Source organism: Leifsonia sp. NPDC058230 (assembly GCF_042882245.1).
In the GTDB taxonomy this organism is placed as follows: domain Bacteria; phylum Actinomycetota; class Actinomycetes; order Actinomycetales; family Microbacteriaceae; genus Leifsonia.
In genome coordinates this window covers 421979-448076 of record NZ_JBHVWM010000001.1, presented here as the reverse complement: position 1 = coordinate 448076, position 26098 = coordinate 421979, and the positions used below count along the sequence as shown (strand labels likewise).

Here is a 26098-nt window from a genome sequence, read left to right as displayed (position 1 = left end):
GCGTGCGAACACGCACGGGGTGTCGTACGAGACCGCGCTAGCCCTAGCCCTTCAAACCGACGGACGAGATTCCGCCGACGAGCTTGTCCTGGGCGAAGAAGTACAAAATGATCGGCGGAAGCATCATGATCAGGTTCGCCGCCATCAGGATGTTCAACTGCGGGTTGAGGCGTGTGACCATGTTCGCCATGCCGAGAGCCACAGTGAAGTCGTCGTTGCGAAGCAGGTAGATGAGCGGACCGAGCAAGTCGTTCCAGGAATTGAGGAAGACGAACACGACGCACACCGCGAGTACCGGCCGGATAAGCGGCAAGACGATGTACCAGAAGACCTGGAACTGATTGCATCCGTCCATCGACGCGGCGAGTTCGAGTTCCCGCGGTATCGAACGGATGTACTGCCTGATCAAGAAGATGAAGAAGGCGTTTCCGAAGAATGATGGAATCACCAGCGGAAGGATTGACCCGTACCAGCCGAGCTGGAAGAACAGGAAGAACTGCGGGATGAGTAGGACCTGCCATGGGATGAGCAGGGTGACGATCAAGACCCCGAAGAGGAACTCGCGTCCACGAAAGCGCAGCCTGGCGAACGCGTATCCGACCAACGAGCAGGAGATGACGGTTCCGATCACATTGAGTATGACGATCACCATTGTGTTGATCGTGTATCTCAGGAATGGCCGAGCCGGATCGAACAGAGCGCGAGCGAAGTTTCCCCACTCCCAATGAGTAGTCGGGAACCACTCGGTGGGGCGTGTGAAGACCGGCGCGAGGTCGGGCTTGAGCGCCACCGTGAGCATCCAGCCCAAGGGCAGGAGGATCGTAAAACTCAGGGAAATGAGCAGCAGGTATGCGAACGAGCCCCATACCAGGCGCCGAGCGTTCTTTGTTCGACGCCGAGGTTGGGTGAGCGTGGCGGACATTTTAGGAATTCTCCGATTCGTCGTAAACCCATCGATTCGAGGTGGTGAAGATCAGGACGATCAGTCCGGCACAGACGATGACAAACACCCACGCCAGTGCTGATGCGTATCCGAATCGCGCGTTACGGAATGCCTCGTTCCACATGTAGAGCAGATAGAAGGACAGAGAGCCGCCGCTGCCGCCCCGGCTGCCGCCTAGGACGTAGGCGATGTCGAAGATCTGGAAGGCACCGATGATCCCGTTGAGCAGAGTGAAAAGCAATGTCGGAGTTATCAAGGGCAACGTAACGCTGAAGAACGACCGGATCGGCCCGGCACCGTCGAGGCGCGCCACTTCATAGAGTTGCGCCGGGACATTCTGCAGTCCGGCCAGGTAGATGATCGCACCGCTGCCGATTCCCCACAGCCCGATGAGGACCATCGCCGGCACGGCCCATTCCGGGCTCGTCAGCCATCCGGGGGGATGCGCGATTCCGAGCGCCTGCAGGAACTGGTTGATGGGTCCTGACGGATTGAGCAACTGGCCCCACAGCACGGCGACGGCCACGCCGCTCAGGACCGCTGGGAGAAACAGGATGGTCCTGAAGAGGTACATACCCGGGAGCCTCAGGTTCAGGAGCAGCGCCAGGGCCAGCCCGGCAACCTGGAAGAGCGGCACCCCAAGGAGCACGTATGTGAGCGTGACGACCACTGAGTTCTGGAAGTCCGGGTTCTGAAACATCTCGGTGTAGTTCCCGAAGCCGATGAACTCCGGCGGATTCGAGAGGTTCCATTGTGTGAAACTCAGGACGATCGAAGCGATGATCGGCCCACCGGTGAAGACCACCAGCCCGATGAGCCAGGGGCTGGCGAACAACCACCCGGCACGCGCTTCTCGGCGCCTCATTTCGGAGCGCCTCGGGCGTTTCACGCGCGTACCAGACTGGGAGGATGGAAGGGCCGCCTGCCGGCCGGAGACGATCCTCCGGCCGGCGCGGACACTTACTACTTGATCTTGTTCCACGTGTCCCATTCCCTGTTGAGGCGCACTTGCAACTCGGGCGCGAGTTTCTTCATGCCCGACTTGGCCTGTGCATCGCCGCTCGCCAGCTGGCCGTAGAAGTCGTCCAACGGGGCGGTGACCTCCCAAAAGCTCGGAATGAACAACTCCGGCTCGCTCTTGATTGCCAGCACTTGGCTGAGCTCCTTACGACCGGGGTCGTCACCCGCCCACTTCGGGAGCAATTTCGTGTTCAGCGGAGGCTTGTCGGAGACGTCGATCCGAAGCTGATTGCCCTCTGTCGCCAAAAACGAGACGAGCGCCTCGGCGGTTGCACGGTTCTGGGAATCCTTGAACACGCCGTACTTGTCCGTTCCGACGAACACAAACGGCTTGTCGCCCGCCTTCTCTACCGGCGGAGGCGCAACGCCCCATTTGAAGCCTGCCTTCGCGAGGCTGGCCGCGGCGTATTCAGTGTCGGTTATCGACATCGCCACATCGCCCGCCGCCAGCATGTCGGCCGGGAGAGTGAGCTGAAGATCTCCAGGCGTCGGGGAGACCCCGTCCCTCACCAAACCCGCTAGGACGTCGTACATGTGCACGGTCGACGGGTCATCGACTGCCACCTTCTTGCCGTCTGCGCTGAACGTGGTGCGACGGTCCGTCCATGAGAACGGTGCACCCGCCGACGCTCCCCAGGTCTTGCCCAGACCCTTTTTGAGCTTGCGCGCCATGTCCGCGTACTCGTCGATCGTCATGGGAACATCGGTGCTGGGATAGGCGACACCCGCCTTGTCGAACAGCGTCTTGTTGTAGATGAGCGTGACGGAACCGGTGAGCGTACCGATGCAATAGATCTTGTTCTCGTACTTGCATTCGGACATCGCCACCGGGTTGTAGTCCGAGACGTCGATGCTGTCCTTCTTGAGCAGGTCGTCGAGCGGCAAGACCTGTCCTGCCTTCATCCACCGCGGCTCGTAGATGAACGAGACATCCGGTGGCTGGTGGGCGAGGAGCGCCGTATCGATCTTCGTCACGAATCCGTCTTCGGGGAGCTCTGTGAGCTCTACGGTCGTCCCCGGGTACTTGGCCTCGAACTGCTTCTTCACCGCAGGCATGAAGGCGGAATCGGGGTCTTCGAGATACCACAGCTTGACGGTCCCGCCGATTTTGCCGGACGCGGCTGTGTTTGGAGCAGAACTGGAACAGGCAGCGAGCATGGCTGTAACTGCTACAGCCACCGCTGCCAACCGAATGTATTTCATGGTCGCCTCCTCTTTGATGCAAAACCATTTGCATGCTCATACTCGTCTAGCGCTCGCAGCCCTGTCAAGTCGACTGCGACATAGTCACTGCGAGTTCTCGGAGGGTCGCGCCGCTATCTGAGAGAACCGACAGCTCGCCATGAGACTCCGCAGGCTCCACGCGAAACGTTATGGAAGCGCCAGAACCCGAGAAGACCTCCACTACGGACGCGTCGAAGTAGATGAAGAGAGAGGTCGACGGAGCGGCGGCCGTCTCCCAGACAGCCTGATCATTTCGGTCCGGCGCGTAAAGGCCCGCGTAGAGGACCGCCTCCTCGTTTGTCCGGCGGATGCCGGCGCGCAATTCTCTGCCGTGGACATCGACGCCCCACGCGACCTCGCAGCTCCCGGCGTCCCAATCCAGTTCGATCCGCCCAGTCGTGCAATCGATCGTTCCCAGGACCGTTCGTACTCCCGGAAGCAACTCGACAGTTGGAGAGCGGAGGACGTCGTCAGAGTGTGCCCGGACGATCGCATCGGCCACGCCTGTGACGAGGCGCCCTTGTACAACCGACAATTCGCGGGGCAGACTCAACGTTCCAGCCCACTCCCTGGGATTCGCCCGGGCCGTCGGAGATTCCTGAAGCCACGCCCACATCAGCGGCGGACCGACGACGTCAGAAGCGATGGAAGGCGCGTAGTAGACCTCGCCACCGTCCACCAATCCCATTTGCTCGGGACGGAAGACGCGGCCATCGAATTCCCCAACGAACCACACCGCGTATGGACATACCGGCCCGGGCATCTGGACGGAGACGATCAGCACCCACTGACCGTCGATTTCGATCAACTGGGGACATTCCCAAACGGGTCCCGTGTCCAGGCCGGGGCCGCCGCTCGGCCTCGAGTACAGCACACCCTCGTAGGTCCACTCCTTGAGATCCGGCGATGTCCAGAGCACGACAGCGCCGCCTTCACCGGACAGTTCAGTGCCCAGCAGCATCAGCCACATATCGTTGTGCCGCAGGAGGAACGGATCACGCTGGTGACCTGTGCCGACGTCGCTCCCGACGTGAGGCAGGACCGCAACGGTCGGCTCCTGCTGGAAGGACGCGAGGTCGTGAGACGCCGTTGCCCTGAGGACCGTCTGGCGATGGCTCGTCTCCCCTCCCGATGCACCTGTGTAGTACGCGACGGGCTTCCCGTCGAGAATACGAATGCAGCCGGACCAGCATCCGTCGGCATTGAACGAAGCAGGAGTGGGGCTCATCGCGATCCCGAGATCTGTCCAGTGGATCAGGTCGCGTGAGACGAGATGCCCCCAGCGCATCAAACCCCATTCGGTCGAGTCGGAATTGTGCTGGTAGAAGACGTGATACTCGCCCTGCCAGTAGACGGGGCCGTTGGGATCGCTCATCCACCCCTGCGGCGGGGTGGGGTGCAACTGTGGTCGGCGTGAACGGGATTGGGAAGTTCTCGGGCTTGACATAGCTACATGATGACGGGACAGTAAGACCGTTGCAAATGGTTTTGTATCAAAAGATGGAGTAACGAATGCACGATCCCCTGAACTCGTATGACCTGGTTCACGATGAACTGGATCAGCGCGCCGAAACCGGACATGACGTGGAGGACCTTCGCATCGCGTTCGACTCTGCAGACCCGGATGACACGGAGGCCCTTGAGGAGCTCTACCTCCGAGTCGTGAACGCTCCACGCGATGCCGCGTGGACGTACGAAGAACCCGAAGGGCTGGAGGACATCCTTTCCGTTCTGCCTGCGGATGCGACTGAGTCCGGCCCGAAAGGGTCGGAACTCGAGAACAAGATCCTGGGCGGATGGCTTGGCCGAATCGCCGGCTGCAATCTCGGAAAACCTGTCGAGATGGGCACGCATTGGACCTCCGACCACATCAAGGACTACCTCCAACGCGCTGACGCCTGGCCGCTCGGAGACTATTTTCCGCTGCTCGACCCGATGCCGAAGGAGTTCGAACTTCGCGAGAACTGGCCGCAGACAACACGCGGTCGAGTTGACGGATCCGCCCGCGACGATGATATCGACTACGCGATCCTGGGATTGCACCTCTTGGAACTTCACGGAGCCGACCTCTCGCCGACACGCGTAGCCGACGCCTGGTTGACGCTGATGCCGTATCTCCAGGTCTATACCGCGGAACGGGCTGCTTACCGAAACCTGCTGGCGAAGGTGCCGATTACCGACGTCGCCCAGGTGCGCAACCCGTACCGGGAATGGATCGGGGCGTTGATTCGTGGTGACGCGTTCGGGTGGACGCAACCGGGCAATCCGCGGAGAGCGATCGAGCTCGCGTTCGGGGATGCCTCGTTGTCACACGTCGCCAATGGTGTCTACGGAGAGATGTGGTCAGCTGCAATCGTCGCCAGCGCCTTTACGGCCTCGACGATCCGCGAAGCGTATGACCGCTCACTGCTGTCCATCCCGGCGAAGTCACGGCTGAGTGAGGTCCTGCGCGCAGTGCGCGATACCTATGACACGGGGGCCACGTGGGATGAAGCTCTGCAGTCGATTCAGCAGCGCTGGGGCCACTACAGCTGGGTTCACACCATCAACAACGCTGGACTCATCGCCGCCGGACTGCTCTGGGGCGAAGGCGACTACACGAGAACTGTGGGATTAACCGTCCAGGGCGGATGGGACACCGATTCGAATGGAGCCACCGCAGGCTCCGTCGTCGGAGTCATGCTGGGCGCCGACCGACTGCCGGGCAACTTCATCGAGCCGCTTGCCGATCGGACGCGTTCTGCGTTGTTCGGCTATGACAACTCACGCGTCTCGGAGCTCGCCCGCCGGACGTTGCACTTGGCGGAAGCCCGCATCTGACGGGATGACCCGGCCGGCGCATCACGCCGATTCGCGTACGACGAACTCGTGTGCGATCGTGATGTGCCGGCCGGGTCCGTCTATTGCACCCGTCATCCGATCCAGCAAAAGGCCGCCGGCTACAGCGCCCAGTTTCCGTGCATCCGTTCGCACCGTGCTGAGGCGGGGCGTGACGATAGTGGCTGCATCGATGTCGTCGTAACCGACCACGGCAATGTCCTCCGGTATCCGCAGGCTGCGCTCGCGTGCAACGTCCATGACCCCCAATGCGATGAGGTCGTTGGCGCAGACCACCGCACGAGGTCGCTCTCCGCGGTCGAGAAGGAGCTCCATACCGCGAACTCCGCCGGCGCGCGTGAACGCCGTTCCCACAATCGCTGCCGCGCTCGGTGATATGCCGTGATTCCGAAGCGCCAACTCGAATCCATCGCGTCGCTCGCGGCCGACTGGCGCGCTTTCGTCACCGTAGATCAACGCGACGGACGGCCCATATCGGTCGAGAACGAATTCTGTTGCCTCGGCCTCGGCGGCTCGATCGTCGAAGCGGACGCTATCGATCGCCTTGCCTTCTACTGAGCGCCCGATGTTCACGATGGCGATGCCCGCTTCTTCGAGAGGCACCAGAGCCGTCGGCGGGACGCGAAAGCCCGTGAAGACGACTCCGTCGAGTCGTCGCGAGATCGCTTCGTCGAGGAACGCAAGCTCCTCATCCTCCCTGGCGTCCGTATTGCACAACAGGCTGTGGTAGCCGCTTCCGCCTACGGCGTCCTGTACGGCTCGCGCATACTCCGGGTAGAAGCTGTTGGTGATGTCGGGGACAACGATCATGATCGTGTGTGTGCGGCTCGATCGGAGACTCTGCGCTACGGCGCTCGGCCGGTAGCCGAGCCTGACCGCCACCTCTCGGACGTGGCGCTGGGTCTCGACGTTGACTGGGCGATGACCGCTATAGACGTGCGAGACGGTTGTGACGCTGACTCCGGCCTCGGCTGCGACTTCTTCAATTGTGATCTTGCCCATGCGCTGATTATCCCCCTTCGGCATCGGTCAGAGCTTGACATGCCATCGCTGACTCCCCCGGATGAACGGCGTCGTCCTCCCCGAGACTAATGGCCTCGCGGAGGACGACGGTTGATCACTCTGAGCGACCGGCGATCAGAGGCGGCGCTCCCTACGTCGACGGAAGATCACTGTTCCGAAAGTTGCGAGTCCGGCCAGCAGCACCCCGGCACCAGCAAGAAGGAGCGGAATCTGATCCGACCCCGTGACCGCCAACGCGGCCCGTGGGTCATTCACCTCGGCGGCGAGCACCAGCGCATGCGTGCCGCCGGGGAAGCTCGTCGGCACCCTGACAAGGATGGAGATCGTTCCGAACGCATCGGCGGTCGCGCGCCCCAAGGTGATCGGTTCCGAATGAAGCTCCACTCTGACGACCTCCCGAGCCTGATAGCCGTCCGCTTGAACCAGGAGTGCCGATCCGGGGTCGACCGTCAACAGATGAGGCCCGGCCGCGGTACTGAGGAGGACTGGATCGCTCCGATTCCCCGCCGTGTCCATTGCCTGCGCCCATACCCTCGACGACGACCCGGTACGCTCACGAAAAGCGCTGAGCCCTTCGAACCAATGGTCGCCGTCCGTCGAGTAGTCCATTCGGCGGATCCCCGACTCGGCATCGGTTCCTACCGCGACGACCTGACCCGTCTCCGACACCCATCCTTGGATGGATGGCGAGGTTGCGTCGACCTTCGCAGTGATCGAACCCTCGGCGCTCGTATTGCCCGCAGTATCCGTCGCCCGATAATGCACGACGTGGGCTCCTTCAGGAAGGTCCACCACCGAGTCGTAGGGCGTCCATGTCCCATCGTCGAGACGATAGTCGATGTCTTGGATTCCCGAGTCGTCCGTTGCCGAGAGGGTGAGCTGCGCCCCCGCGAGATGCCAACCGTTCGCACCTTCGTGATCGATGCTCGCGCTGACGACCGGCGGGCCCGAATCGACACTCACAGTGAATGTTCTGGACTTCGTCGCCTCGACGTTTCCGGCGACATCTGTGGCGCGGTACTCGAGTTCATGGGAGCCGGGCGACGTAACCGCGACCGGCGATTCGTACTCGGTCCACTGACCGCCATCCAACCGGTACTCGATTCGTGCAACTCCGGATGACTCGTCGTGGGATTCGAGAGAGATCTTCGGGTTGACGTAGCCTCCCCCGACTCCTTCAGGTGACAACGTCGCAGTCGTCTGCGGAGGTGTCGCGTCATCGGCACAGCGGTCGCCTCCGGTCACCGCCGTCGGTGCGACGTAGGTCTGGTCCGATGTCAGCATGTAGTCGATCCCGGTCCCGCCGGCATTGCCGGCAGCGCCATTGATCTGCTCGAGGCGGATCGTGTGAGATCCAGCGCCCAGACCACTCAAAGAGACAAGCTTCTGACCGTAGAACGCGTTCCCCCCTGACCCAGGAATCGGAGCGCTCCTTCGCTGAGTGTGGTCCCCGACCGATTGACCGTCCACGAAGACGCGCACCTGAGTCCCTCCGTCGGTCGCCATGCGACCCCAGAGCTGCACGCTGTCGCCTTCGAAGGTGCGCTCCGCGAAGCCGCCGGGAGCATTTCCTCCGATGCGGCTGCCACCGAAGGCAGACGGGTCGTCGATGACGTTCCAACCACCCCCGACGTTCCAACCGCTCGCTGAACTGTCGACCGTGTTCCAGTCGAAACCGTGACCGGCATCGACGTCGAGGAACGCGTACCCGTAAGCCGGTAGGCGGAAGGTGGTCTCATCCGTTCGCAACCACGGCCCAGGCTCACCATCGGCGAGGTCGGTCGTCCTTTGTGGAACGGTGATGCCGCTGCCTCCGAGGTTGACAGTGACGCACTGCTCCTGATCGTGGAAGTTGAAGAGCGCCAGCGCCGACTTCGACTTGTCGGTGCTCTGACGCAGCACGGCCCACAGCTTGGAGTCGTCTTGCGTTGGGATGCGTACTCGCGATGCGCCTGGGGCGAGCGCGGATGACCGGTCGATCGTGCGGAAGACGTCGTAGAACTTTCGTTCATCGTCTGCGCTGAGGTTGGCGTTCAACGTCTGCTGATGATTGAAGATCAAAAGCCCGGCGCCGCCTGCCTGGACTGCGGCATCGAGCGCCCGCAGATCCCCCGGCATGGTCTGTTCGTCGAAGTCGAACACACTTGTGCCCCAGCCGCCGCGTCCGTTCTGCCGTCGCGAGTCCACCCACGTCGAGTAGAAGTCGTCGAGCTGATCAACGCTGACCGTCTGCGGGGTGCGCGCAACTTGAGTCGCAGCGGAGTTGAAGTCGTCGCCGCTATCCCCGTACAGGACGCTGTACCCGACTCGATCCGTATAGGCCATGTTCGTGTAGGTGCCGGCGCCTTCCGCATCGAGCCACTGCGGACGCGTTTTTCCATCGGGATAGACGTACGTCTTCGCAAAGTCGAGAAGCTCGGATTGCTTGGCTTCGTCGGACCCTTGCATCCCCAGGTAGGTCTGCGGAGCGTCGAACGTGAAGCCCTGGACGCCGAGGTTCATCCAGAACCCCATGACCTGCTTCGCGTACTGCATCGCTTCGGGCTTCTCGAAGTCGAACGCGGGATATCCCTTCGGGAGGGTCCCCCCGAGCTCTCCCCAGGCCTGCACGTAGCACCGCCCGTTCGCGATCGATGGATCCCTCGTCCACGTTACTTCGCCCGGCAGGCCTTCATCCGAGGGGCACTCTGCTTGAGGCTGCGGTCGATCGTCCCAGCGAAACATACGGCTCTCGAACGAGTCCACGTCGTCGGCGCGGTCCTGGGCCGCTTTGACGAAGACCGGGTTGTCGGGGTGAATGTAGATCAGTTCGATATACATCACGACGGTGAGGCCGTGCGCGTTCGCCGATTGGACCATGTCACGAAAGTCGTCGATCGTGCCCGTCCCCGTCTGCGCATCGAAGTAGTCAAGCGGGGGCAGACCCAAGAACTCCGGGGTGGACTTCCACGCGCCGTAGATCCCGATGTGGTGGATTCCGCGCTGGGTGTACCAGCCATCGTCGATCTTGTTGGTTATGGACTGGTATGTGGTGGCGGGGTACTCGAATCCGTCGAAACCCTCCGGGTCCCGCACGTACTCCCACATGAGTCCGTTGTGCTCGATGAAGGGGTTCCCTGCATCTGCCGGATTCGGTCCCGAGGGTGGCGACGGTGCGGCGGGCGCGGCACTAGCTGGAGCAAGGGGCATGGTCGCTAAGAGTAGCGCCGCACCCACGGCGACCAGAGACCTGGTGAGCTTGACGGTACGAAGCATTGGTCCTCCTCATCGAGAACGAGTCGCAAAAGGATTTGTGCAATACGATTTGTGTAATCATGACGTTGCCTCAGGGAAACGTCAAGTGCACGGTCGCGCAACGCTCTCGTGGGTTACGTCGCCGCCTCGAGCGCCTCGAGAGCGAGCTCGACGAAACGGTGACTGCGGAATTCCTCGTGTGCCGTCACCGTGACCACGGCGTCTTGATCCTGATTGATGATCACGAACTGGCCGTAGCGCCCGACGAGTCGCCAGCACGAGCCGGGCCCCCGCCATGCCGCAATGCCGTAGTGCTCGTCCGGAGCGTCCGAGCCCGTGGCAAGCCAGTCCCTGTGCATTCCGTCGACCCACTCGGCCGAGACCAGGCGCGCATCTCCCCACACGCCCCGGTCACGGAGCAACCGTCCGATGCGGGCGAGCTCCTCGGTTCGAAGTTCGAGACCGCTTCCGGCCATGATCCAGCCGAGCGGGCAGGTGTGCCATTGCGGGTTATGGATGCCCAATGGGCCGAACAACCGGGGTACCAACCACCCGCGCACATCACCGATGACAGCGCCGAGCATCCGCATTGCCACGTAGGTGCTGGCATCCGAATACTGGAACATCCTGCCTGGCCCGCGCGTCGGTCGGCGGAGCATCTCCTGCGCAAGGTCGGGCCACGGCACCGCCTCATCAGCGAACCATGGGAAGTCGATGCCGCTGGTCATGGTGAGCAGGTGCCGCAATGTCACTCCCTCGACACCGTCGCCGAGAGTCACTCCAGGCAGAGTGTCCGGAACGGTCGCGTCGAGTGCGATCACTCCCTCATCGATCGCGATACCGGCGGCGATGGCGCACACACCCTTGGACACCGAATACAGATTCTCTCGGTCGTCGCTGCGCCAGCGGTGCTCCGACTTCATTCTGCCGACGAGGACGTGCACGCCATACGCGCCAAGGCCTTCCGCGTCGACGCCGTCGACGAAGCGAGCGAGAACGGTGGCGGATGCGTCGATCGTCACCCGGACGCCCCGCTCACTTCGTGCGCACGAGGTATGGACGTGGAGGCACCGTGCCGCGTAACCGAGATCCCTGCGGCCCTGCTGGCGATTGCCAACGCTTCGCCCAGTTCTCGCCCAGAAGCAAGCATGGCGACGAAGTAGCCCGCGAAGGTGTCGCCGGCACCAGTTGTGTCGATTGCCTTGACGGGCTCGCCGGACAACTCATGGATGATCTGCCCATCCTGCGCGGCAATCACCCCCAATGGCCCACGGGTCATGATGACCAAGCCGACCTGCTGGCTCAACTGACGAGCGGCCCGATGCTCATCCTCCTCCCCAGCCAGGTCACGCGCTTCGTGTGCATTCAGGAGAAGAATGTCGACGAATTGCAGAAGCTCGTGCTTCATGGAGTGAGCGGGCGCAGGCGTCAGAGCCGTGACGGTCCCGACCTCGTGCGCCAGCCTCATGGCGCCCAAGACAAGTGGATAGGGTCGTTCGAGCTGGCTCATCAGATAGCCCGCGTTCTGGATGTGCACGAGGAGCTGATCCGCACGCGGCTCGATGAGCGCGTTTGCCCCTGCAACGACCACGATGGAATTCTCGCCGTCGTCGGTTACGGACACCTGCGCAACGCCGGTGGGTGTCGCGACTTCGATGAGGCCGTCAGTACCAACGCCTTCGTCAGCCAGACAGGCACGCAGCTCTGATCCGAAGGCATCCGACCCGACCGCCCCGAGGAATTCAACGTGTGCCCCGGCCCGCACGGCCGCAATCGCCTGATTGAGGCCCTTGCCTCCCGGGACGACCGAGAATCCTTTCCCAGCGATGGTTTCACCGGGCCGTGGCAGCCAGGGTTGTTGCACGATCAAGTCCATGTTGGCGCTGCCGAGCACGCAGATCGAGGGACTGACAGGAAAATGGTTACGCATAGACATGACCGTAATACAAACCGATTTGCTATGCTCCCCTCATGTCACGAGTCGACCCCCTAATTACTGTTCTCGAGCACAGCAGCTTTCTCGGTTCTCGCTACGAGGGAAATGTGAAGCGCCTGCTCGATGTCGATCTGGAGCCACTACTCGACGGGTTCCGCTCGAAACCGGGCATCCATCCATGGATCGGCGAACACATCGGAAAGTGGCTGGACGCCGCGAGTCTGGTTGTGGCGACCACCGGCAACGAGCTTCTCGATGCAAAGCTGAGATTCGCCGCGCATGAGCTCATGGACGCTCAGGAAGACGACGGCTACCTCGGCACGTACCCGACGGACAAGAGATTTGGCATGTACGAAGGCGCCGATTGGGATGTCTGGGCCAACAAGTATTCGATGATCGGCCTGCTCGCCTACTATCGGGCCACCGGCGATGAGGCGGCCTTGCGGTCGGCGTCCCGGGTTGGCGACCTGCTCATGCGGACCTTCCACGATCCAGGCGATAAGGACATCCTGAAGGCCGGTACGCACATGGGAATGGCCGCGACAAGCGTTCTTCAACCGATCGTGGAGCTTTACTCCCTGACCGCGGAAAGCAGATTCCTGGCCTTTGCCCGCGGTATCATCCACAGCTGGGACAGGCCGGCGGGACCCAAGGTGATGAGCACGCTCCTGCGCTCCGGGCGTGTCAACGAGGTCGGGAACGGGAAAGCATACGAAATGCTCTCCAATCTTGTCGGCCTTGCCGACTACGCCGCAGCGACAAACGAGACCGACCCCCTGCTTGCGGTTACTCGCGCCTGGGACGACATCGTGCAGAATCATCTGTACCTGACCGGCAGCATGAGCTACGGCGAGCACTTCCACGAGCCCGGCAAGTATCCCGATTCGACCTCCGTCAACATGGGCGAGACGTGTGTGACGGTGACCTGGATCCAGCTGACCGCCCGCCTCTTCACGATGACGGGAGAGGCACGATTCGCGGCGGAGCTCGAACGCACATACTTCAATCACCTGGCCGCCGCTCAATCCCCCGACGGATCCGCGTGGTGCTACTACACCCCCCTTGCCGGAGCGCACGACTACGGGTCGGGAATCAGTTGCTGCATCTCAAGCGGCCCTCGCGGAGTCGCGCTGCTGCCGCAGACGGTCTTCGCCCTCGATGGCAACGAACTCGTGGTTGCCCAGTACGTACCCGGCGCTACCGATTTCGAGATCGCCGGCCGCCGGATGACCGCTTCGCTTCAGACGGGGATGCCGTTCGAAGGAGGCGCCACGCTGTCGATCACGGCGGAGGACGGCAATCCCGTTGAGCTGGCAGTTCGTTGGAGAGTCCCGGCCTGGGCCACCGACTTCACGGGACCGGACATCTCGGACGTCGCGCACGGCTGGGCCGCGACCGGACCTCGCGTGTTCGATCCGGGTGCCGAAACAAGCGCCGAATTCCAGGTCGGACTTCGAACCGTCGACGGCGATGGGTCCAACCTCGGGCGCGTGGCCTACCTCTGGGGCCCCCTGGTCCTCTCGTATCCCAGCGATGCAAGCGCGCCATCCGTCTTCGACGTTTCGATCGACGCACCCGAAGGTACCCTCAGCATCGATCGGCCCATCGTGGAGTGGCGTATCGCGAACCGATTCTCACCCGAAGGCTCGCGCTCGACGGAGATCGGACCGTTCGGTCTCATGACCTCGCTGGCAGGCGAGTCGAGGGTCTGGATTGCAACAGCTGAGCCGTTCGTGCCGGTCTCCGCGTTTCAGGGCGCCAACGAGACGAGAAGCTCTGGGGATCTCAGCCGAGGGTCGGTGACTGACTACGACTTCACGTCCTTCGCCGAAACAGCAGACACCCCGGTCGAATCTGATGTCTGGTTCGCGCTCGAACAGGCCAATCCGGTCGCGTTCGATCGCGTTCTCATCGCCCACGGCCGCTCACTCGTCCATGGCGGCTGGTTCGATACCACGAAAACGAAGCCCCGGATCGAGATCAAAGAAACACCCGAGAGCCCGTGGGTCCACCTCGCCGAAATCGCCGGCTACCCCGCCGCGGATGCTGTCTGGGACGCTGGCCTCCTGCCCGGGCAGCTGTTCGAGCTGGTGCTGAGCAAGCGCGTGAACGCCGCAGGCATTCGCGTGATCGGCCGAGGATCGTACGGCGAATATCCGCGCTCGACGCGGTTCGCGACATGCGCAAGGCTCGCCGCCTTCGTTGATTGATACGGCTCGGCCGGCCCCGAAGACGGTCATCGTCCTCGGGGCCGCTCGCCCGCCCGCTGGATAGGCTCGGCTCATGAGTACCGACCACCCCGGCGCCGAGGTTCCGGATGCACGCGGACGTACCGGCCTGCACCTGACGGGCCGCGACCTCGACCGGAACGCCGATGTGCGCATCCGGGACGTCGAGGTCACGAGCGACGGCTGGCACGTGCTGCGCCGCACGACCTACGACTTCCACGGCCGCGACGGCTCCTGGACCACTCAGCAGCGCGAGACCTACGACCGCGGCGACGGAGCGACCATCCTGCTCTACGACCCGGATGCGCGCACCCTGCTGCTCTCGCGCCAGTTCCGGTTTCCGGCCTACGTCAACGACCACCCCGACGGACTGCTGATCGAGACAGCGGGCGGCCTCCTCGACGACGACTCCTCCGACGACGCGATCCGGCGCGAAGCCGCGGAGGAGCTCGGCGTGGCCGTCGGCGACCTCCGCCACCTCTTCGACCTCTACATGAGCCCTGGCTCCGTGACGGAACGCGTCCACTTCTTCGCGGCACCGTATTCGCAGGCCGACGTCACCGGCGCCGGCGGCGGGGTCGAGGAGGAGGGCGAGGAGATCGAAGCCGTCACCGTGGGCTACGAGGACGCCCTCGCGATGATCGCTGACGGCCGGATCGTCGACGGCAAGACGGTGATCCTGCTGCAGTGGGCGGCACTCAACCTGTTCTAGCCCCTGCAGGGACGGCGTGCGCGTGATCGGCGGTGGCGGGGGCGCTTTCTGCGCGTTCGGGTCACGCAGAAAGCCGCCCCGCTCCCATCGCCGGCCACATTCGGTCGGCTAACGGGCCGCGCACGAGAATACCCACCCTGAGTGGGGCGACTGCTGCCGGGTACGGTCCACACGACACCGAGGAGGACCGGGGTCGCCGGCGACCCGCTGTCAGGGGATCGAGACAGCCAGTTCGACAGCGCCGGCGCGCTCGGTGAGCAGCACGTCCGCCGCCCGGGCGAGGTCGCGCAGCCCGATGCCCGGACCGGCCGAGGCGACCTTTCCACCCGACGTCACCACGACGCGCACGCCGACGCCTTCCGGCGAGATGGTGAGCGTCACGGGCGACCCGTCGCCGTGGCGTACAGCGTTCGCGAGGCCCTCGGAGATCGTGTCGATCACGGCTTCGGAGCGGGCGTCGTCCGCGAGGCTGTCCCAGACCGCGTCGTCGATCCTGGCCTCCACAGCCATGGCCGACCGCCACGTGTCGACGACTCGCTCGAGACGCGCCCGCGGGTCCGGCCCGCTCGTGGTGTCCGCCAGCTGTGACCGGATGCGGTCGACGGCTTCGCGAACGGCGGCGGACGCATCACCCGACCCATCACTGCGCAGAGCCAGCGCCTGGGCGATCAGCTCCGCCTGAACGGTCGAATGCAGCAGGTGCGCGAGACGGATGCGTTCGCTGTCGTAGGCGGCGCGCATCCGGGCGGCCTCATCCACGCTGGCACGCATCGAGGCCTCGAGCTCACGCTGGTCGGCCCGCAACCGACCCATCAGCGACGAGACGAAAGCGCCCGCGACGGCGATCAGCGGGTAGAGGCACGCTTGGAACCAGACGAACTCCCGGCTGAGCCCGAGCAGCTGCAGCAGGGCGCTGCTCTCAGCCACCAGCACCCCGCCGACGACGACGTAGCCGACGACGATCGCGCCGACTCTCACGGCGCGCGAGGATGCACGGCCGGCGAGCACCCCCACGACCGCGTTGCCGCCCCACGCCAGGAGAAAGCCGAGAACAGCCTGCACGCCCGCGACCGCGATGCCGTAGTTGCCGATCGCATACGGCGCGACGAGCAGGGTGAACAGCAACGCGGTGAAGAGCGCGGGCGCCGCGCGCATCCCGTCGAGCACCGAACCGAACCATTCCCGGCCGCGTGATGGGACGCCCGCAGCCGGCGCCACCTCGCCGGGGGTTCCCTGCTCGGCGTCGAACAGCTCGTGGCTGAGCGGACGCACCACGTCGTTCGCGATGGAGCGGAGGAGCGCCGACGCCGCGGCCGCGTCGATCCCGGGATGCGAGGCCTTGGCGACCTCCGCCTCGATCGCCTCGAGCACCACCGCCGTGCTCGAGTCGCGCAGGTCCTGGGTGCGGCGCCGAACCGCATCCCCGTCGGCCTGCGCAGCCCGCTGCACGGCCCGCAGCCGCTGGAATACCCCGCGGTGGTCGCGGATGAGGCCGACGCTGAGGGCCACGAGGGAGAAGACGGTGACGCACACGACGATATTGATCGCCACCCGCGCAGGGAACGTAGCGGCCTCGACATGCACGCCCAGCAGGGCTCCCACCTCGAGGAAGACGAAGGGTCGCAGGAATCCGATCACCGCGAAGAGCGCGACCGCGACCACGGCTCGCCACCGCTGCGGGGTCACCTGGAGCACACCCCAGGCGAGCAGGAGCAGGACGCCGACTCCGAGGTGCACGACGCAGGAGACCGCGAGCCACGCCCAGGCGGGCTGCCCCGGGAGCACGTACTGCAGGCCGGACATGAAGGTCACCGAGAACGGCGCCGTGACCGCCCACGACCATCCGGAGACCGCGTTCCCCTCGCCGAGTCGCGCGAACAGGCCCGAGGCGTTCATGCGCCCAACCCACTCGCGGGGTCGCCGAACGTCGTGATGTACAGGGAGGCAGCGGCCACGCGCGGCGTCACGGCTTCGCTGCTGCTCAGGCCGAGGGCGGCGAAGATGCGCTCGACGCTCTTCTCCACGGCCCGCACGGAGACTCCGCGGCGGCGCGCGATCTCAGCGTTCGAGGCGCCTGCTGCCAGGTGCCGAACGGTGTCGAGCTGGGTGGCACTGAGCGCGAGCATCGCCAGGCGGGCATCCCCCGGGGGCAGCTCATGCTTGACCGGGCGGCTGTCGAGGGACGCTTCGACCGCGTCCACGAGCTGGTCGATGCTCTCGATGGCCCCTTTGTTGACGAAGGATGCGCTGGCCACCACCTCCCGCCCCTGACCGAGGGCGGCGGCACGCGACAGGTTGGAGAGGAAGACGACGGCGACGTGCGGAGCTCGCGAGCGCACGATGGTCGCGAGGTCGACGCCGTTCGGACGCTCACCGAGGTCGATGTCGGTGACCAGACCATCGGGATCGAAGGCATCGAGCACGCTGAGAGCGCCGGCAGCGTTCTCCCGGGCTTCCACCTCGAACCCGCGTCCGCGGAGGGCGTCGGCGATCAGCGAACGCATGAGGGCGTGGTCCTCGACCACGAGGACCCGCCGAACCCACTCACCTGACACGAACGTCAGGATAACTCGGTGTTCAGCCGCCGCCTGACGCAAAACCTACCCCAGTTCGGGTTTGCGGTTCGGCGCCTACTCCTTGAGGGTCGCGCCCGTGGCATTGCCGAAGTCGACGTGCAGGTGGTTGCAGGTGTCGGGGAAGGGAGCGAAGTTCTGCAGAGCCATCGACGCGCGACAGCCGACCTGACCGAGTCCGGCCCCGCTCGGCACGATCGGGTCGAGGGCACGGATGAGCTTCACGGACTGTGCGTCGCCGCCGGTCAGGGCGCGGCCGTCGAGCAGGTAGAAGTCCACCGCGTGGCCGCCACCGTCGGCGTAGTGCGACGAGGCCGCGCCCGCCCCGAGGATCTGCCCGGTGCAGCGACGGTTGATGTCGCTGACGCCGACGGACCCGAAAGTGTTCAGCGCGACATCGATGGTCTGCAGCACGCGATAGTCGATGCCGCAGTTCGGCACGACCCTGCCCTCGGCGAGGTACTGGATCTCCGGGATGTGGTTGGGCGTGTAGCCGACCAGGCGCCCGGCGGCGACAGCGCCCATGAGCTTTGCGGCCAGCGCTTTGACCGTGGTCGAGACGTAGCCGCTCTGGGTCGAGTCGAGCGCGACACTGCTCTGGACCACGCTGTAGTCCTCACGCGCCGCCGACGGCACCGTCGCGGTCGCGGAACCGCTCGTGAGCGTCTGTACCGCGAGCGCGACACCGACGTCGCCATTCTCGGGGGTGGCGTCGGACGATGCGTACGCCGGAAGAGCGGCCGTTCCGACCAGCCCGGTCACGATGACCATCAGCATCGCCTGGAACCAGGGCCGTCGGGAATCCTTGCGCGGAGCGCGGCCCGGAACGGCCGAGACCCTGTGCCGACTCACCGCGGCGCGATGCTCTCGCACCTCCCGGAGCGCGCGGCGTCCCGACCGCTGCCTCGTCGGCGTTTCCTGGGTCTCCGCATCGAGGGCGGGGAGGAACGTGCGACGGGCACGCTGAGGCGTACGGGAGTTAAGCAAAGAGTCGGGACCTTCTGGGGGGTGGCTTCTCGCCGCAAACAGAGGTTCTGGCCGCCTGCGACGTTATGTGTTCGTAACCTATCCTGCCTTAACTGCTCTGGGAGTTCCATCCGGATTCATGGAAATCGTTCCATGCGTCACCCGCGGGCGAACCTCAGAGTGACGAGCTGGAAGGGCCGCAGGCCGATCTCGACGGCCGCTCCGGCCGCCCGGATCACCGCATTCGCGGGCTGTTCGCGCTCGAGCAGATCCGTCTCGACAACGCCGCGGTGGTCGAATCCGGCCGCGATCGCGCCGGTGGCGCGGGAGCCGTGCGCCTCGTAGAGCCGCACGATCACATCCCCGGAACCGTCTTCGGCGAGTTTGATGGTCTCGACCACGATCGAGGGCGTCGAGGATGCGACGAGCGGCTCCACGGCCGCCGCGGCGGCAGCGCGCACCGGCAGGTTGAGCCGGTAGCCCTGCTCGATGGCGTCGTCGACCCCGCCCACGACGATCGCACTGCGCAGCACGTGCCGGCCCTGATCGGCCTCGGGGTCGGGGAAGAGCGGCGCCCGCAGGAGCGTCTGCCGCACGAGCGAATATGTTCCTCCGCCGGTGCGGGGGTGCCGTGTGATGTCGTGTCCGTAGGTCGAGTCGTTGGCGAGCCCCACGCCGAAACCGGCGTCGGACACGTGCACCCAGCGGTGAGCCGAGGTCTCGAAGCGGGCGGTGTCCCAGCTGGTGTTCGTGTGGGTCGCCCGCTCGATGTGCCCGAACTGGATCTCCGAGAGGGCGGATGCGGTGTGCACGTCCACGGGAACGGCCAGCTTGAGCATCCGCTGGCGCTCGTGCCAGTCGACCTCGGTCTCGATGTCGAGGGTCGCGGCGCCTGCGCGCAGCGTGAGCGTCTGCACGACCGACGAATCGCCGAAGCTGCGCGCCACGCGCACGGCCACCTCCTGAGGCCCGTCGGCGATGACGTCGAGGCTGTCGAGCGCAGTCAGGTCTTCGCCCGAGCGGCGGTACTCGACATCGACGTCCCAGGCGTCCCACTGGGATGGGGTGTCCCGGAAGACCTGGAGCACGTTGGCGCGGGTGCCGGGCGGGAGCACTTCGCGCCCGCTCGCCACCTCGACGATCGACGCGACGAGACCCGAGCCGTCGACCCGGATGCGCAGGGCCGCGTTCTCGAGAACGTACGCGCCGGCGTCGGCCGCGATCCGCGCATCCGCACTCACCGCCGCCTGGCCCGCGCCGAACGCGGGCACGCCGTCGACCGCGTACGGGGACGCGTTGAACACGACCTCGGTGAGCTCGTCGCCGGTGCCCCCGAGCGCGGCGATCGACGCAGCGATCACGCTCTCGAGCGCCTCGGCGACCACGGCGTAGTTCTCCTCGGCCTGGTCGTGCACCCAGCCGATCGACGAACCGGGAAGGATGTCGTGGAACTGCTGGAGAAGAACCGTCTGCCATGCCTCGCGCAACGCTGCCACCGGATACTCGGCCCCGGCACGCACCGCGGCCGTCGTCGCCCACAGCTCGGCCTCGTGCAGCAGATGCTCGCTGCGCCGGTTGCCCTGCTTGGTGCGAGCCTGTGAGGTGTACGTGCCGCGGTGGAACTCCAGGTAGAGCTCGCCCGCCCACACGGGAGCTGGGTCGAACTCGGCCGAGGCCGCAGCGAAGAACTCGGAGGGCGCCGCGACCCGCACGGTCGGCGATCCTTCGAGGGATGCCGTTCGGCGCGCGGCGGCGAGCATCTCGCGGGTGGGGCCGCCCCCGCCGTCGCCGTAGCCGAACGGAACGAGCGAGGTGTTCGCGCGGCCCTTGTCGGCGAAGTTGCGCTCGGCGTGCGCGAGCTCGGCTCCCGACAGTCGCGAGTTATAGGTGTCGACCGGCGGGAAGTGCGTGAAGATGCGCGTGCCGTCGATGCCCTCCCACTCGAAGCTGTGGTGCGGAAAGGTGTTGACCTCGTTCCACGAGATCTTCTGCGTCAGAAAGTACTCGGCGCCCGCTGCCCGAGCGATCTGAGGCAGCGCGCCGCTGTAGCCGAACGAGTCGGGCAGCCACACCTCGCGCGGCTCGTAGCCGAACTCCTCCAGGAAGAAGCCCTTGCCCGCCACGAACTGGCGGGCCAACGCCTCGGAACCGGGCATGTTCGTGTCCGACTCCACCCACATCCCGCCGACCGGCACGAACCGGCCCTCGGCCACCCGAACCCGGATGCGGTCGAACAGCTCCGGATAGAACTGCTTCATCCAGGCGAACTGCTGGGCAGACGAGCAGGCGAACACGAACTCCGGATCCTGGTCCATGAGGTCGAGCACATTCGAGAAGGTGCGCGCGCACTTGCGGATCGTCTCGCGCACCGGCCACAGCCAGGCCGAGTCGATGTGGGCGTGACCGACGGCGAAGACACGATGGGCCGACGCCGCAGCCGGCGACGAGAGCACGCCGGCCAGAGCGGCGCGGCCGGCCGGTGCGGTGGCGTTGACGGCACCCGGGTCGACCGCATCCACCGCATCCTCGAGGGCGGCGAAGAGGGATGCGCGCCGCGGCGACTCGAGCGGGAGCACCGCGGCGAGCCCGCGCACGGTCCACACGTCCTGGATGAGCTCCCAGACTTCGCGGTCGCGGTGCACCACCTCGATGCGGCGGAGCGAGTAGATCGGCTGGTCGGAGACCGTGGATTTGCGGCCGACCGGGGTGGGCCGGAACGACCAGTCGCTGCCCACATCCGGGTTCGATGCCGCCTCCACGAACACTTCGAAACTCTCGCCCGGTGTGGCCTGCAGGCGGACGTAACCGTTGAACGGCTCGAGCGCTTTCAGGATGCTGCCATCGGTGGCGTAGACCAGCCCCTCGGCCTGGAACCCCGCCTGCCCGGACAGGAACCCGAGGTCGACCACCAGCTCGACGTCGCGCGGGTCCGCGTCCCACTCCGCCGGGACGGCACCGGTGACCCGGAACCACACGGTCCCCCAGGCGCGCCCCCACGGCTGCCCGACCGCGAACGGCTCGAACGTGTTCGCGACGGCCTGTGCGAACGGAACCGGCTCATCCGGCACCGCCCACGCCTCGATCGTCGCCGGGGCGGCAGCGCGCTCCACGGCGGGCGCTAGACGTTCGCGCAGGAAACGGTCGACACGCAACTCCACGAGCTGGTTCTGTTGATACAACGGGTCTGCTCCTTTGCTTCGATGTCCGGGCGGCTCCCGCCTGGATTCCGGACCCTGCGTAATTTATAAAACAGTTTGAGTTAATCCGCAACGCTTGTCATGACATTTCCACAGATCCGGAACGGCGTCGCCCGATCAGGTCAGGTTCGAACGCGGCGAGAACGCCCGGTCGAGCACGAGACAAGCGGCACCGATGGCCGCCACATCATCTCCGACCGCACTCGAAGCGATCGTCAGCGGGTGGGTCATGATGCCCATGTCGTCCTCCGCGAGCTGAAGTGGCAGCCGCTCGAGGTACCGCGCCTCGACCCTCCCCCAGTACGGTCCGCCGAAGACGACACGATCGATGTCGAGCAGCGCACTGAGATTCGTCAGATAGAGCGACGTGTTCGCGATCGAGTGGTCGAGGATGCGCCCGGCGGCGAATCCTCCGTCGTCGGCCGCGGCGGTCAGCGCCGTGAAGAGCTCGTCGACGGTCTCGACGTCGAGGTCGTCACCGGCTCCCTCCGGGCGGCTGAGCACGCCGTCGCGGATGCCCTGCTGCACCAGTTGGCGCGGGCGCACCGACTCGCCGTAGCAGCCGCGCCTCCCGCACGAGCAGAGCGCACCGCCGGGATCGACGATCGAATGACCGACATCACCGGCGTTGTGGGATGCTCCCGTGTACACCTGGTTCGCCAGCACCAGTCCGACACCGACTCCTGTGCCGTAGTAGACGAAGGCGAAGTCACCGCTGGCTCCCGCCGGATCACGCCAGTGCTCGGCCACGGCGGCGGCCGTCACATCCTTCGCCACGAGGGCCGGCAACCCGGTCGCCGCCGCGAGTTCGTCGCGGAGGCGCAGACCCGACCAGCCGGGGATGAGCGGCGGGCTCACCACGACGCCCGTGCCGGCATCGATCGGACCGGGCGCTGCGACGCCGATCCCCCTCACTCGGCCGCGCTCGACGCCGGATCGCTCCAAGATCTCGCCCACCGCGTCCGCCGCGAGCAAGACGGTCTCGGCCGCATCCCCCGACACCGGGGCGTGCCGCCTGGTGTGTTCGACCACGGCGCTCTCGAGATCGAGCAGCACGCACGTGATCACCGTCGGGTCGAGATGGACGCCGACCGCATACGACCCCGTCGGTTCCAGTTGCAGAATCGTGCGCGGCTTCCCCGGACCGTCGACGGGCCGGCTGCCGGCCTCGCGGATGAGCCCCTGCGTCAGCAGGCGCCTGCTCACGTTCGTCACGGTCTGCGCCGACAGCCCGGTCGCGCCGACCAGTTCAACCCGGCTCAGCCCGCTGCCGGACCGGCGGATGGCGTCGAGCAGCACCGTCTCGTTGAAGGCTGCGATCACGGGCAGATTCGCCCCTCGCGGCATGCGACCTCCTTGGTGGCTCCGCCAGAACACCGCTGGGTTGCGGTCCTCGTAGGATACGGTCTGCCTCGCGCAGAACCGCATCCCATCCGCCTCCTAGACTGGTTACGAACTCCGGGAGACGACAACGGAACCACTGCGGGTTCGACGGAGGGAACGACATGGGATCGAGGTGGGCTCGCGTCACGCGCGGGCTGCTCGCATCGGCCGTCGCGATCTTCGTGGCGGCGCTGTTCCACGTCGCAGGCGGCGGAGCCGCACCCGGCCCGATCGCGCTCGCGCTGAGCTTCGCGTTCGCAACGCTGGCCTCGCTCCTTCTCACCGCCCGACGGCTCTCGGCCTGGCGCCTGACCGTCTCGGTCGTGCTCAGCCAGCTGCTGTTCCACCTGCTCTTCGGCATCGGCGGCGGCACGGCCGCATTCAGCGTGTCCGGCGGCGCTGCCGGCATGGCGCACCTGCACGCGGGGTCGCACCTGGTGATGTCGGCGGCGGGCGGCGCATCCGTGCACGCCGACATGGGCGCGCTTCCGACGACGCCGGCCATGTGGCTCAGCCACGCGATGGCCGTGCTGATCACCGTCATCGCGCTGCGTTTCGGCGAGCGCGCATTCTGGGGTCTGTTCGAGACCGCCCGGATGGGCGTCGCCCGCATCGTCTCGCACCTCGCGTCGACAGCCCCGGCCGTTCTCGCACCCGCGGCGTCCCCGGCGGCGGCCGTCGAGTCGGAGCCCTCGCTGCTCCGCGATCTCGGCCTCCCGCTCGCCCGTCTGCGGCACCGCGGGCCACCGGCGGCCATCACCGCGTTCTGACGTCGCTCCCCCACGGATGCCGTGGGCCGCGTGCGTCTGCGCGCCCCATCGCATCCCGCATCCCGGATCCCGTGGATCCAGACGACTTCGAACTAGGACGATCTCCCGTGAAGAAAATCACCTTCGCCGCCTCTGTCGCGGCCGGCTCAACCGCCCTCCTCCTGCTCGCCGCCCCCCTCGCGGCCACTGCGCACGTGCGCGTCGACCCCGGCCAGGCGGCCGCGGGCAGCTACGCCACGCTCACCTTCAAGGTGCCGACCGAGTCGGCCACCGCCGGAACGGTGAAGCTCGTGGTCGACCTCCCGACGGCGACGCCGTTCACCTCGGTCTCCTACCAGCCGCTGGCCGGCTGGACCACGACCGTCGACACCGAGAAGCTCGCCAAGCCGGTCAAGACCGACGACGGCACCATCACCGAGGCGCCGGTCCGCGTCACCTGGACCGCCGACAGCGGGGTCGAGGTCGCGCCCGGCCAGTTCCAGCAGTTCGTGATCTCGGCGGGAGCCGTCCCGGACACGGGCGAGGTGCTGCTCCCGGCGCACCAGACGTACTCCGACGGGTCGGTCGTCGACTGGGCCGACAAAACCCCGGCGTCGGGTGAGGAGCCCGAGCATCCGGCACCCGTGCTCTACATCGACGACGCCGCGCCTGCTGCCGACGGCAGTGACCCGCTCGTCGCCACGACCACCCCGGCTCCGACCTCCACGGTCTCGAACAGCTCGGCGGATGTAGTGGCGATCGGCCTCGGGATCGGCGGTCTCGCCCTGGGCGCGATCGCGCTCGTCGTCGCGGTCTTCGCCGTGACCCGTCGCCGTGGGAGTGTGGACGCATGAACCGCGTTCGCGCTCTGACGGCGGCCTCCGCCGTGCTGGCCGCCGTCGCGCTCGCTCTGCTCCCGGCGGCGGGAGCATCGGCCCATGACTATCTCGTGAGCAGCGACCCCGCGTCCGGCGCGACCGTGACGGCACCACTGGAGCAGGTCGCGCTCACCTTCAACGACCGCGTGCTCGACCTCACCGGCGACGGCAAGAGCTCCATCGTCGAGGTGACCGATGCGGCCGGTCGCTACTTCGAGACCGGATGCGCGACGACCGCCGACACCGTCGTCACCGCCCCCGTCGCTCTCGGCCCCGCCGGTTCGTACACGATCACGTACCAGATCGTCTCGGCCGATGGACACACGGTCTCGAATTCGCTCCCCTTCACCTACCAGCCGGCGGCCGGAGCGGTGGCGGCCGAGGGCAGCGCACGTCCCACCTGCGGGCAGGCCGTCGAGCCGACGCCGAGCCCGACCGAGGCGGTCTCCACGCCGGGCCCGACAGAGGCGGTCACCACGCCCGCTCCGATCCAGGCCGCCGACGACTCCGGCAATCTCGGCCTGGTCATCGGAATCGGCGTCGGGATCGTCGTGCTCGCGCTCGCCGGGGTGCTGATCGTGGTGCTCACCAGCCGGCGGAAGCCTCCTGCGCCGGATGCGGAACACCCCGCGGACGACGACGGGCCGGTCGTCTGACCGCTGAGCCGACCGGGTGAGCGCGCCTGCGTGCGAACACCGAGCGTAACGATGCTTGGCACAGGCGCGCTCGGGGCGTACGGTACGCGCATGGACAAAGACGCCCAGAACCAGCCCGTCGCGGTTGCGCCCGACCAGTCGCGAGGGCGTCACCTCGCTCCGGTGCCGCTGCCCGACCCAGAAGCGGTCGACGACAGCGACGAGGAGGACGGGCGTCTCTAAGAGGCCCGCGGCTCGCCCGGCTCAGTCGGGCGAGCCTCCCGAAGCCGTGTCCTCCTCCGTCTCGGCGTTGTGGTGCTGCTGCTGCGACGGCTCCGCCTGCTGTCCGTGTTCCGGATCGGCGGCCGTGAAATCGGCGCTGGTCATCTCCCGCTCGCCGTCGTCGAGGTCGGGGCGGTTCTGCGGGTCGGGGTTGCTCATGCGGGTTTCCTTTCGTCGTGAGGTTCGCACGGTAGCCCTCGCGCCCGCGTCGGATAAGGGGGTTGCGAAACACACGGGAGGTTGAGGCTGTCCCCAGACTCGTGAGGCATGGTGGCCT

Annotated in this window: 21 protein-coding genes; 7 read left to right on the top strand and 14 right to left on the bottom strand. The window is 65.9% G+C overall.

Going from position 1 to position 26098, the window contains the following annotated elements:
- Positions 1 to 43: 43 nt before the first annotated feature.
- The 4 genes from ACFVV0_RS02295 to ACFVV0_RS02280 form a co-directional block, all read right to left on the bottom strand.
- A complete protein-coding gene (locus ACFVV0_RS02295; protein WP_387057648.1) occupies positions 44 to 652 on the bottom strand; it encodes a carbohydrate ABC transporter permease in 609 nt (202 codons plus the stop codon).
- 271 nt (positions 653 to 923) lie between these two features.
- Positions 924 to 1778 (bottom strand): carbohydrate ABC transporter permease, encoded by an 855-nt coding sequence (locus tag ACFVV0_RS02290; RefSeq protein WP_387057646.1) that lies wholly within the window; start codon positions 1776 to 1778, stop codon positions 924 to 926.
- A gap of 128 nt (positions 1779 to 1906) precedes the next feature.
- Positions 1907 to 3166 carry an ABC transporter substrate-binding protein gene (locus ACFVV0_RS02285; protein WP_387057644.1) on the bottom strand — a complete coding sequence of 420 codons (1260 nt, stop codon included), beginning with the start codon at positions 3164 to 3166 and terminating at the stop codon, positions 1907 to 1909.
- A 64-nt stretch (positions 3167 to 3230) separates the two neighbouring features.
- Positions 3231 to 4634 (bottom strand): glycoside hydrolase family 32 protein, encoded by a 1404-nt coding sequence (locus ACFVV0_RS02280; RefSeq protein WP_387057642.1) that lies wholly within the window; start codon positions 4632 to 4634, stop codon positions 3231 to 3233.
- A gap of 65 nt (positions 4635 to 4699) precedes the next feature.
- On the opposite strand from ACFVV0_RS02280, the gene ACFVV0_RS02275 reads away from it, so the two are divergent.
- The gene (locus ACFVV0_RS02275) at positions 4700 to 6007 is read left to right on the top strand and encodes an ADP-ribosylglycohydrolase family protein (RefSeq protein ID WP_387057640.1); all 1308 of its coding nucleotides are present in this window, start codon (positions 4700 to 4702) and stop codon (positions 6005 to 6007) included.
- 21 nt (positions 6008 to 6028) lie between these two features.
- On the opposite strand, the gene ACFVV0_RS02270 is transcribed toward ACFVV0_RS02275, so the two are convergent.
- The 4 genes from ACFVV0_RS02270 to ACFVV0_RS02255 form a co-directional block, all read right to left on the bottom strand.
- The gene (locus ACFVV0_RS02270) at positions 6029 to 7027 is read right to left on the bottom strand and encodes a LacI family DNA-binding transcriptional regulator (protein ID WP_387057638.1); all 999 of its coding nucleotides are present in this window, start codon (positions 7025 to 7027) and stop codon (positions 6029 to 6031) included.
- Positions 7028 to 7162: 135 nt separating this feature from the next.
- Complete coding sequence (locus ACFVV0_RS02265; RefSeq protein ID WP_387057636.1) at positions 7163 to 10303, bottom strand: OmpL47-type beta-barrel domain-containing protein; 3141 nt, start codon at positions 10301 to 10303, stop codon at positions 7163 to 7165.
- Between the two features lie 113 nt (positions 10304 to 10416).
- Positions 10417 to 11298 carry a serine hydrolase domain-containing protein gene (locus ACFVV0_RS02260; RefSeq protein ID WP_387059437.1) on the bottom strand — a complete coding sequence of 294 codons (882 nt, stop codon included), beginning with the start codon at positions 11296 to 11298 and terminating at the stop codon, positions 10417 to 10419.
- A 2-nt stretch (positions 11299 to 11300) separates the two neighbouring features.
- On the bottom strand, positions 11301 to 12218 hold the full coding sequence (locus ACFVV0_RS02255; RefSeq protein ID WP_387057634.1) for a ribokinase: 918 nt from the start codon (positions 12216 to 12218) through the stop codon (positions 11301 to 11303).
- A gap of 35 nt (positions 12219 to 12253) precedes the next feature.
- Here ACFVV0_RS02255 and ACFVV0_RS02250 point away from each other — a divergent pair, with 35 nt between their 5' ends.
- Positions 12254 to 14428 (top strand): beta-L-arabinofuranosidase domain-containing protein, encoded by a 2175-nt coding sequence (locus ACFVV0_RS02250; RefSeq protein WP_387057632.1) that lies wholly within the window; start codon positions 12254 to 12256, stop codon positions 14426 to 14428.
- A gap of 73 nt (positions 14429 to 14501) precedes the next feature.
- Positions 14502 to 15158: an NUDIX domain-containing protein gene (locus ACFVV0_RS02245; RefSeq protein ID WP_387057630.1), complete on the top strand. Its 657-nt coding sequence runs from the start codon at positions 14502 to 14504 to the stop codon at positions 15156 to 15158.
- Positions 15159 to 15368: 210 nt separating this feature from the next.
- Here ACFVV0_RS02245 and ACFVV0_RS02240 read toward each other — a convergent pair whose 3' ends face one another.
- From ACFVV0_RS02240 to ACFVV0_RS02220, 5 genes are all read right to left on the bottom strand, one after another.
- Positions 15369 to 17054 (bottom strand): hypothetical protein, encoded by a 1686-nt coding sequence (locus ACFVV0_RS02240; RefSeq protein WP_387057628.1) that lies wholly within the window; start codon positions 17052 to 17054, stop codon positions 15369 to 15371.
- The gene (locus ACFVV0_RS02235; RefSeq protein ID WP_387057626.1) at positions 17051 to 17713 is read right to left on the bottom strand and encodes a response regulator; all 663 of its coding nucleotides are present in this window, start codon (positions 17711 to 17713) and stop codon (positions 17051 to 17053) included. Before ACFVV0_RS02235 ends, ACFVV0_RS02240 begins: the two co-directional genes overlap by 4 nt.
- A gap of 75 nt (positions 17714 to 17788) precedes the next feature.
- Positions 17789 to 18583: a hypothetical protein gene (locus ACFVV0_RS02230; RefSeq protein ID WP_387057624.1), complete on the bottom strand. Its 795-nt coding sequence runs from the start codon at positions 18581 to 18583 to the stop codon at positions 17789 to 17791.
- Between the two features lie 272 nt (positions 18584 to 18855).
- Positions 18856 to 21876, bottom strand: coding sequence for an alpha-mannosidase (locus ACFVV0_RS02225; RefSeq protein ID WP_387057623.1), 3021 nt, complete (start codon positions 21874 to 21876; stop codon positions 18856 to 18858).
- Between the two features lie 135 nt (positions 21877 to 22011).
- Entirely contained in the window at positions 22012 to 23241 is a 1230-nt protein-coding gene (locus ACFVV0_RS02220; protein WP_387057621.1) for an ROK family protein, read from the bottom strand.
- 158 nt (positions 23242 to 23399) lie between these two features.
- On the opposite strand from ACFVV0_RS02220, the gene ACFVV0_RS02215 reads away from it, so the two are divergent.
- The 4 genes from ACFVV0_RS02215 (at position 23400) to ACFVV0_RS02200 (ending at position 25782) form a co-directional block, all read left to right on the top strand.
- Positions 23400 to 24047 carry a hypothetical protein gene (locus ACFVV0_RS02215; RefSeq protein ID WP_387057619.1) on the top strand — a complete coding sequence of 216 codons (648 nt, stop codon included), beginning with the start codon at positions 23400 to 23402 and terminating at the stop codon, positions 24045 to 24047.
- Between the two features lie 107 nt (positions 24048 to 24154).
- A complete protein-coding gene (locus ACFVV0_RS02210) occupies positions 24155 to 24880 on the top strand; it encodes a YcnI family protein (RefSeq protein WP_387057617.1) in 726 nt (241 codons plus the stop codon).
- A complete protein-coding gene (locus ACFVV0_RS02205; RefSeq protein WP_387057615.1) occupies positions 24877 to 25560 on the top strand; it encodes a copper resistance protein CopC in 684 nt (227 codons plus the stop codon). The genes ACFVV0_RS02210 and ACFVV0_RS02205 overlap by 4 nt, the downstream gene beginning before the upstream one ends.
- Before the next feature lie 90 nt (positions 25561 to 25650).
- Positions 25651 to 25782 (top strand): hypothetical protein, encoded by a 132-nt coding sequence (locus ACFVV0_RS02200; protein WP_387057613.1) that lies wholly within the window; start codon positions 25651 to 25653, stop codon positions 25780 to 25782.
- 21 nt (positions 25783 to 25803) lie between these two features.
- Here the strand turns inward: ACFVV0_RS02200 and ACFVV0_RS02195 are convergent, their stop codons facing one another.
- Positions 25804 to 25980, bottom strand: coding sequence for a hypothetical protein (locus ACFVV0_RS02195; RefSeq protein WP_387057611.1), 177 nt, complete (start codon positions 25978 to 25980; stop codon positions 25804 to 25806).
- Between the last annotated feature and the right edge of the window lie 118 nt (positions 25981 to 26098).

What these genes read in the sequence shown, in the direction of transcription:
- ACFVV0_RS02220 (WP_387057621.1), bottom strand. Translation starts at nt 23,241, where the DNA reads ATGCCGCGAGGGGCGAATCTGCCCGTGATCGCAGCCTTCAACGAGACG.
- ACFVV0_RS02265 (WP_387057636.1), bottom strand. Translation starts at nt 10,303, where the DNA reads ATGCTTCGTACCGTCAAGCTCACCAGGTCTCTGGTCGCCGTGGGTGCG.
- ACFVV0_RS02240 (WP_387057628.1), bottom strand. Translation starts at nt 17,054, where the DNA reads ATGAACGCCTCGGGCCTGTTCGCGCGACTCGGCGAGGGGAACGCGGTC.
- ACFVV0_RS02295 (WP_387057648.1), bottom strand. Translation starts at nt 652, where the DNA reads ATGGTGATCGTCATACTCAATGTGATCGGAACCGTCATCTCCTGCTCG.
- ACFVV0_RS02200 (WP_387057613.1), top strand. Translation starts at nt 25,651, where the DNA reads ATGGACAAAGACGCCCAGAACCAGCCCGTCGCGGTTGCGCCCGACCAG.
- ACFVV0_RS02255 (WP_387057634.1), bottom strand. Translation starts at nt 12,218, where the DNA reads ATGTCTATGCGTAACCATTTTCCTGTCAGTCCCTCGATCTGCGTGCTC.
- ACFVV0_RS02215 (WP_387057619.1), top strand. Translation starts at nt 23,400, where the DNA reads ATGGGATCGAGGTGGGCTCGCGTCACGCGCGGGCTGCTCGCATCGGCC.
- ACFVV0_RS02270 (WP_387057638.1), bottom strand. Translation starts at nt 7,027, where the DNA reads ATGGGCAAGATCACAATTGAAGAAGTCGCAGCCGAGGCCGGAGTCAGC.
- ACFVV0_RS02195 (WP_387057611.1), bottom strand. Translation starts at nt 25,980, where the DNA reads ATGAGCAACCCCGACCCGCAGAACCGCCCCGACCTCGACGACGGCGAG.
- ACFVV0_RS02250 (WP_387057632.1), top strand. Translation starts at nt 12,254, where the DNA reads ATGTCACGAGTCGACCCCCTAATTACTGTTCTCGAGCACAGCAGCTTT.
- ACFVV0_RS02275 (WP_387057640.1), top strand. Translation starts at nt 4,700, where the DNA reads ATGCACGATCCCCTGAACTCGTATGACCTGGTTCACGATGAACTGGAT.
- ACFVV0_RS02245 (WP_387057630.1), top strand. Translation starts at nt 14,502, where the DNA reads ATGAGTACCGACCACCCCGGCGCCGAGGTTCCGGATGCACGCGGACGT.
- ACFVV0_RS02285 (WP_387057644.1), bottom strand. Translation starts at nt 3,166, where the DNA reads ATGAAATACATTCGGTTGGCAGCGGTGGCTGTAGCAGTTACAGCCATG.
- ACFVV0_RS02205 (WP_387057615.1), top strand. Translation starts at nt 24,877, where the DNA reads ATGAACCGCGTTCGCGCTCTGACGGCGGCCTCCGCCGTGCTGGCCGCC.
- ACFVV0_RS02280 (WP_387057642.1), bottom strand. Translation starts at nt 4,634, where the DNA reads ATGTCAAGCCCGAGAACTTCCCAATCCCGTTCACGCCGACCACAGTTG.